This window comes from Bifidobacterium criceti, assembly GCF_002286935.1.
In the GTDB taxonomy this organism is placed as follows: Bacteria; Actinomycetota; Actinomycetes; order Actinomycetales; family Bifidobacteriaceae; genus Bifidobacterium; species Bifidobacterium criceti.
In genome coordinates this window covers 1-7,507 of sequence record NZ_MVOH01000018.1, presented here as the reverse complement: position 1 = coordinate 7,507, position 7,507 = coordinate 1, and the positions used below count along the sequence as shown (strand labels likewise).

The window sequence follows — 7,507 nt, the reverse complement described above, 5'->3', positions numbered from 1 at the left end:
CCCATGAAGACCAACGACGGCATCGAACGCCTGCGCGCCGACGCCAGAAGCCTGTTCATCTCCACCGCGACCATCGACGACACGCTCTCGTGGGCCACGCCCCGCCAGATCGACGCGATCGGGCGCATGCTGCGATGCGAGCTCGACAACCGCGACACCGCCAAACGCGAACGACTCCTGCGCCGCGCCAGGTTCCCCGTCATGAAAACCCTCGACGGCTACGACTATACCCACGTGCGACTACCCGACGGCTACACCAGGGACCAACTCACCAGCCTCGAGTTCCTCGACCACGCCCAGGACCTCGTCTTCTACGGACGCACCGGACGAGGCAAGACCCACCTGGCCACCGCCCTGGGCGTCAAAGCCATCGGACAGGGACGCGCCGTGCGCTTCTGCCAGACCGCCGAACTCGTCCTGCAACTGGGCAAGGCCAAACGCGCCGGCAGTCTCGATCAGATCCTCAAGGACCTGGCCCGCGCCGATCTGATCATCCTCGATGAATTCGGCTACGTGCCCTTCGACATCGACGGCGCCCGCCTGCTCTACCAGATCATCGCCGGCGCCTATGAACGACGCAGCATCATCTTCACCACCAACATCGAATTCGGCAAATGGGGCACCATCTTCGCGGATGACAAACTCGCCGCCGCGATCGTCGACCGCATCGTCCACCACGGACGCCTCATCGAATTCCACGGACCAAGCCGACGCATGAGCGAAGCCCTCATGTTCGACCACACCAACAACCAATCAACCACGACCAGCATGCCCCAATGACCAAAACCGAAAAAACTACATGACCAAAACCAAAACACCGACTTGACAAAATACAGACGCGCGTGACGTGGATGACACCAGCGGCTTCTGACTTTGTCGCGCGGCGGTACGCTATGGCACCTCCCACCGTACCGCAGCGCGGGAGTGGTGTGCAAGCAACACGGTTGCACGGAATGGCGTGTACTGAATGTCGATTTCAGCACGGAATGGCGGGTTGTGAGAGCCTGATGCAATACGGAATGGCGGATTGTGAAGGTCGATGGTGACACGGAATGGCGATTGTGGATTGTCGATTGATACGTCAGCGCACTCCTCGCGCCGCTCAACGAGCGCTCATCGCACCACCAACAGAGAAAAGCCGGGGCTGTGTAGTCGCAGCCCCGTCCGAACACTGTAGAGAGAAAGAAAAAGGAGATCTTCAGTTATTCCAGTCCACGTATCCGGTGAACCGATGCCCCCACTATAGACGCGCCTATCTTGGAAAAACGATGACGCATACTCAAAAAATGCTGTCAATACGCGAAAATATCGATGAATGAGCCTACGGCGGAGCGCCCGCGCACGCCTTACGCTCGGAACTACGTGAAATAGGTGAGGAGCGATCGCATGGCGAAGACAATCGATATCACAGGTGCGCGCGTGCACAACCTCAAACATGTGGATGTGCAGGTGCCGATCGGCAAGATGGTCGCCGTCGCGGGCGTCTCCGGATCCGGCAAATCGTCGCTCGCGCTCAGCGTCCTCTACGCGGAAGGTTCGCGCCGCTATCTGGAGGGGCTCTCCACGTACACGCGTCGTCGCATCGCGCAGAGCGGCGAAGCGAAGCTTGACGCGATCGAGCATGTACCGCCGGCGCTCGCGCTGCACCAGCGCCCGAGCGTCCCTGGGATCCGCAGCACCTTTGGCACGATGAGCGAACTGTTGAACAGTCTTCGATTGATGACGTCGCGTCTGGGCAACTACACGTGCCCGAACGGGCATATGCTCGACCCGACGCCGAACGTCGCGCTCGAACGTCCGATCATCTGCCCCGTGTGTGGCGCGGAAGTGCAGGCGCTCGGCGCGGAGGACCTCGCGTTCAATTCGGGCGGCGCGTGCCCCACCTGCTCAGGCACGGGCATCGTGCGCACCGTAGATGAGTCGACGTTGATCGCCGACCCGAACCTGACGATCGAACAGGGAGCGGTCGCGCCGTGGCGTTCGCTCATGTGGTCGATCATGGTCGACGTGTGCCGTGAGATGGGCGTGCGCACCGATGTTCCGTACAAGGACCTCACCGATCATGAGAAGGAGATCGTGCTGCACGGCCCCGCCGAAAAACGGCACATTCTGTACCACTCGAAGAAACTGAACCGCGCCGGCGAACTCGACTTCACATACTTCAGCGCCGAACGCACCGTGCTCAACGCGCTCGACAAGGCGAAGGATGCGAAGGCGCTCAAGCGCGTCGAGCCGTTCATCAAAGAGGAACCATGCCCTAACTGCCACGGCACACGGCTCAACGAACGCGCGCGTACACTCCCCGTGCACGGCAAGACGTTGCCCGAACAGTGCGCGATGCAACTCGATGACCTCGCGGCGTGGGTGCGTACGGTGCCCGCGACGATGCCGGACGACATGCGCGAGATGGCGCAGATAATCGTCGACGAATTCACGCGCACTGCGAGCCGTCTCCTCGAACTCGGTCTCGGATACCTGACGCTTGATCGTGCGGGATCGACGTTGTCGACGGGCGAACGGCAGCGCATCCAGCTCGCGCGTGCCGTGCGCAGCGAACTGACCGGCGCGATGTATGTGCTCGACGAACCGTCGATCGGCCTACATCCGGCGAACGTCGATGGACTCATCGGCGTCATGCGTGACCTCAAGGCACAAGGGAACACGGTCATCGTCGTCGACCACGATACGCGTGTGTTGCGCGAGACCGATTGGATCATCGAAATGGGACCTGGAGCGGGCGCGCACGGCGGCACCGTGATCGCACAAGGCACGGTCGAAGATGTCGAACAGGATCCGCATTCGCTCATCGCGCCGTTCCTCGCGGACGAACATACGCGGATCGTGCGGCCGCAGGCGGCGGACGACGACGTGTTCAGCGAAGGCGCGATCGACATCAAGACCGCGCCACTGCATACCGTGCACGCGTTGGATGCGCGTGTGCCGAAGCATCGTTTCACCGTCGTCACCGGTGTTTCGGGATCCGGGAAGACGACGCTCGTACTCGAAAGCCTCGTGCCCGCGCTCACTGCGAAGATCGCGGACGAACGGCTGCCGGGGCATGTGCGCGCGCTCGATGCGCCGGGCATTGACAGGGTCACGATGATCGACGCGACGCCGATCGGCGCGAACGTGCGCTCGACGGTCGCGACATACAGCGGCGTGCTCGACGACCTGCGGCGCCTGTACGCGCGCACGGACGCGGCGAAAAAGAGGGGGCTCAAAGCGGGCGCGTTCTCCTACAACACCGGTTCGCTGCGCTGCCCGACATGCGACGGCACCGGGCAGATCACACTCGACGTGCAGTTCCTTCCGGATGTGGACATTGACTGCCCGGATTGCCATGGCACGCGCTACAGCGATGCGGCGGGCGAGATCACCTGGTCGCCGAAGGACGGACATGAGCCGGTGTCGTTGCCGGACATGCTCGCGATGACCATCGACGAAGCGCTCGACGTGTTCGCGGGAAGTGGTCAGCGCAGCGTGCGCGCGAAACTTGAGACGCTCCACGAGCTCGGCATCGGATACATGACGCTCGGCGAAAGCACACCGGCACTTTCCGGCGGCGAAGCGCAGCGCCTCAAGCTCGCGAGCGAAATGGGACGCGCGCAGGAAGGCACCTTGTTCGTCTTCGACGAGCCGACGATCGGTCTGCACCCGCTCGACGTGCGCACGTTGACCGGCGTGTTCCAGCAGCTCATCGACCACGGCGCGAGCGTACTCGTCATCGAACATGACCTCGACATGATCGCGAACGCCGACTGGATCATCGATATGGGACCCGGCGGTGGTGAAAACGGCGGCGGCATCGTCGCGACCGGTACACCGAAGCAGATCGCGGACAACCCCCTGAGCGTGACAGGCCGCTATCTCAAGCCCTGTGTGTGACGTGCGAGCGCCACGCGGCGCCCGCACGTCACACACAGGGCGTCTATCTCCCCATCTTTGGGTAGGCGAAACACCCAAAGATAGCGGATATCCATCCTTTACAAACGTTGTTCCGTACAATGGGAAGCGTTGGACAAGTCGCACGCAACGAAAACTCAACGAAAGAGGACCGCAATGAAACTCATGGATTGGGTCACCGACCGCACACTGCCATATCTTGCCGCCGCATCGGCGTGCACCGCCGCATCCTCAGGCTACAGCCGCGCGGGCATGAAAGGTCGTTCGCGCTTCTACTGCGCGCTCTCGGTGCTGTGGTTGGGACTCACGGCGTACGACATCTGGTCCACGCACCAGGAGGAAGCGGCCGACGCCGCCGACGCCACCGATGGCAACGATTGGGAACACTGGGACGAATCGGACCTCGGCACCGCTGTCGACCGTTTCTGAACAACCGGCGGCGTACGCCGCGTCTATCTCGTCATCTTTGGGTGTTTCACCTACCCAAAGATGACGAGATAGGCACCAAAACACCGCTGTACGAGTCCAGACAGCGGTTTGGCGCACCCAAAGATGGCGAGATACGCGCGAGATACGCGTGAGACGCGCATCTCACACCGCCGCTGCGTTCCTTATGCTGGAACCAAACGTCGCGCAACGTGCGCACGACACCCCGCGCAACGACGTCCCCACGAAACGGAGCGGCATGAGCTTTCCTGAGAGACACCCATACCTGTTCTGGCAGATCATCGGCTGGAGTCTGCTCCTCGTCGACTTCATCTTCGTCGTCATCGCCGTATTCAACGATTTCGGCGAATGGTGCTATCCGATCATCGTATTCACGTTCATCGGCGTATTGTTCGCGATCATCGGCTCCCCATTCCTCATCTATTTCACGCGCAAATCACAAGTCCCCGATACGCGCACATCCGCGGAGGAACGCGTCATCCGCAACGACATCACGACCATCGTCATGCTGCGCAACAAAGCATACGGCACACTCACAGGTGTGGCGGCGGTCGCGCTCGTGCTTGTGCTCGCATACGTGACCTATATCCTCGGCGAACGCGGCCACATCCTGCCCGGTTTCATATCGATGGTGTTCATGGTCGTCGTCCCGTGCATCGTATGCTCCCAATATCTCGCATTCATCAGGAAACGGTTCATGGAGGTCCCCGACGCCGCGCGCCTCGTCGATGTGCGCGAGGACTACTATCTGTCCGATCTGCGCCGCTCCCGCATACCAATACTGCCGCTGCCGACCCCACCTTCCGACGCGATGCTCGATTTCCTTTACAACTGGCTGCACCGGTATCTGATGGGCGATCGTCTCGCACTCATCACACTCACGCGGTCGGATCTGCGGCGCATCGGCATCGTCCTCGTCGACGGCTCGATCGGAGATACAGAGGATGACATCGACGCCAACGCTCCGCTCATCGCGATTCCCGAACGTCAGCTCGACTTGAGCGGAGCGAACCGTGCGCAATTCGACAAGGAATGCCGAGCGATCGGGGCGTTTGTCCTGCCGCAGCGCGAGGCGGACGCGGGCGTCCATGCGGAAGGGATGGCATAAGCGCCGCGCTGTTTGTGCATATGCGCCACGTTTTCCCAATCTTCTACCGCTGGCGCAATCGTGTTGTGCGCACCGCGCGTGTGCGATGCTGAAGTCGATACGGTACGACGACGTATGTCTTTGGTTCGCATGACGTGCGCCTTGGGTATGCGAACGTCGTCATGAAAGGACGATTGGTATGACAGATACGATGCAGACTGCGATGTTCGAATCCGCGCGCCATATGGCAGTCGAGGATGCGCCGATGCCCGCGGTCGAACAACCGGACGATGCGATCATCCGCGTCGTGCGCAGCTGTGTGTGCGGATCCGATCTGTGGCCGTTCCGCGGCGTCAACCAGACCGGGGACCATTCGGTGAATCCGGGGCATGAGGCGATTGGCATCGTCGAACAGGCCGGTGACGCGATCACGTCCGTCAAGCCGGGCGATTTCGTCATCGCGCCGTTCACGCACGGCTGCGGCGAGTGCCGCGCATGCCGCGCCGGTTTCGATGGTTCCTGCATGGCGCACGCCGACAACTTCACGCAGGGCGCGCAGGGCCAGTGCATCCGCTTCCAGCATGCGCAGTGGGCGCTCGTGAAGATCCCGGGCAAGCCGGAGGACTACAGCGAAGGCATGCTCAAGAGCCTGCTCACGTTGTCCGATGTGATGGCGACCGGGTACCATGCCGCGCGCACCGCGCAGGTCAAGCCCGGTGACACGGTGATCGTGCTCGGCGACGGCGCTGTCGGGCAGTGCGCGATCATCGCCGCGAAGATGATGGGCGCGAAGCGCATCATCTCGACGAGCCGCCACGAGGACCGCCGCGCGCTTGCACAGGAGTTCGGCGCGACCGACAACGTCGCCGAACGTGGCGACGAAGGCGTCGCGAAGCTGCTGGAGATCAGCGACGGCGGCGCCGACGCCGTCCTCGAATGCGTCGGCACCGACGCGTCGTTCCAGGAAGCCGTCTCCGTCGCGCGTCCAGGTGCGCTCATCGGCCGCGTCGGTCTGCCGCACGGTCAGCAGATCAGCGGCGAAGGCACGTTCTACCGCAACCTCGGTGTGTACGGTGGCCCCGCTTCCGTCACGACGTATGACAAGGCCGTGCTGCTCGACGCCGTGCTCAACGCGGAAATCAACCCGGGCAAGGTGTTCACGTCCGAGTTCCGTCTTGATGACATCCAAGCCGCCTACGAAGCGATGGACGAGCGTAAGACGATCAAGTCGTATCTGATCCTCGACTGACGCTGCGTGAGCGTCGCGCGATGCCGCATCAGCGTCGTGCGTTGCCCATTGTGTGGCACCGCACGACGCCGATGCGGCGTTTTCGTCGCGCGGTGCCGGTTTTGTGTGAATGCGCGTCGTGCGGTGCCGTAAGTACGTGGCCGCGCGACGCTGAGGCGGTGTTGGTGTCGTGCGGTGCCGGTTTTGTGGCTCTTCTCAGGTTAGTGTGTAAGGATGTCTTTGAGTTGGCTGCTGTGGATGAGGCATCGTTGGATGTAGCTGGTGGTGTTGGCGAAGCCCATGGCGTTGCCGCGCAGGGTCTCGAGCCTGCCGTTGATGGCTTCGGTGGGTCCGTTGCTTGAGTGGGGGTGGCGGAAGAGGGCGAGGATGTCGCGCATGCGTCTTTTGAGCACGCGGCCGAGGGAGGCGAGTTCCCGGCAGCCTTTGTAGCGCCCCGGTCCGGTCAGGTCGTCGATCAGCTCGCGCATCATGCGTTCGCCGCGTCGCCGGTCGTCGCACCGGTAGGCGTGTATGACCCTTTGGTAGACGTCGTGGGCGAGCATGAGGTCGTGGTTGGTCTGGATGGCGAACAGGGCCATGAGTCTGGCACGGCCGCGTGCGCCGAGGTATTCGTCGCTGGTCAGCAGGGCGCGCCTGCAGTCGTAGAGCCTGTCGCCCTTGACACCGCGCCTGCCGGTGGCGTCGCGTTGCAGGCGGCAGCGCACCTTGGTGACGCGGGCGGCGGCCAGTTGCACGACGTGGAACGGGTCGATGACCTCGACCGCGTGGGGCACGACGGATTCGACGGCCTGCTTCCAGCCGGCGAACGCGTCCATGGCGAC

General features: G+C 62.5%; 5 protein-coding genes and 1 pseudogene. 5 read left to right on the top strand and 1 reads right to left on the bottom strand.

Annotation, left to right across the window (positions count from 1 at the left end):
* Positions 1 to 3: 3 nt before the first annotated feature.
* The 5 genes from istB to B1526_RS08350 all read left to right on the top strand — a co-directional run bounded on the left by istB (position 4) and on the right by B1526_RS08350 (position 6,686).
* Positions 4 to 780, top strand: coding sequence for an IS21-like element helper ATPase IstB (gene istB / locus B1526_RS08370; protein WP_095615609.1), 777 nt, complete (start codon positions 4 to 6; stop codon positions 778 to 780).
* Between the two features lie 606 nt (positions 781 to 1,386).
* Positions 1,387 to 3,885, top strand: coding sequence for an excinuclease ABC subunit UvrA (locus B1526_RS08365; protein ID WP_095615608.1), 2,499 nt, complete (start codon positions 1,387 to 1,389; stop codon positions 3,883 to 3,885).
* Positions 3,886 to 4,059: 174 nt separating this feature from the next.
* Positions 4,060 to 4,332 carry a hypothetical protein gene (locus B1526_RS08360; RefSeq protein ID WP_095615607.1) on the top strand — a complete coding sequence of 91 codons (273 nt, stop codon included), beginning with the start codon at positions 4,060 to 4,062 and terminating at the stop codon, positions 4,330 to 4,332.
* Positions 4,333 to 4,588: 256 nt separating this feature from the next.
* Positions 4,589 to 5,458, top strand: coding sequence for a hypothetical protein (locus B1526_RS08355; protein ID WP_235607120.1), 870 nt, complete (start codon positions 4,589 to 4,591; stop codon positions 5,456 to 5,458).
* A 178-nt stretch (positions 5,459 to 5,636) separates the two neighbouring features.
* Complete coding sequence (locus B1526_RS08350) at positions 5,637 to 6,686, top strand: zinc-binding dehydrogenase (RefSeq protein WP_201260151.1); 1,050 nt, start codon at positions 5,637 to 5,639, stop codon at positions 6,684 to 6,686.
* A gap of 200 nt (positions 6,687 to 6,886) precedes the next feature.
* Here B1526_RS08350 and B1526_RS08345 read toward each other — a convergent pair.
* A pseudogene (locus tag B1526_RS08345) lies at positions 6,887 to 7,507 on the bottom strand (ISL3-like element IS2001 family transposase); the annotation flags it as partial.

What these genes read in the sequence shown, in the direction of transcription:
- B1526_RS08350 (WP_201260151.1), top strand. Translation starts at nt 5,637, where the DNA reads ATGACAGATACGATGCAGACTGCGATGTTCGAATCCGCGCGCCATATG.
- B1526_RS08365 (WP_095615608.1), top strand. Translation starts at nt 1,387, where the DNA reads ATGGCGAAGACAATCGATATCACAGGTGCGCGCGTGCACAACCTCAAA.
- B1526_RS08355 (WP_235607120.1), top strand. Translation starts at nt 4,589, where the DNA reads ATGAGCTTTCCTGAGAGACACCCATACCTGTTCTGGCAGATCATCGGC.
- istB (WP_095615609.1), top strand. Translation starts at nt 4, where the DNA reads ATGAAGACCAACGACGGCATCGAACGCCTGCGCGCCGACGCCAGAAGC.
- B1526_RS08360 (WP_095615607.1), top strand. Translation starts at nt 4,060, where the DNA reads ATGAAACTCATGGATTGGGTCACCGACCGCACACTGCCATATCTTGCC.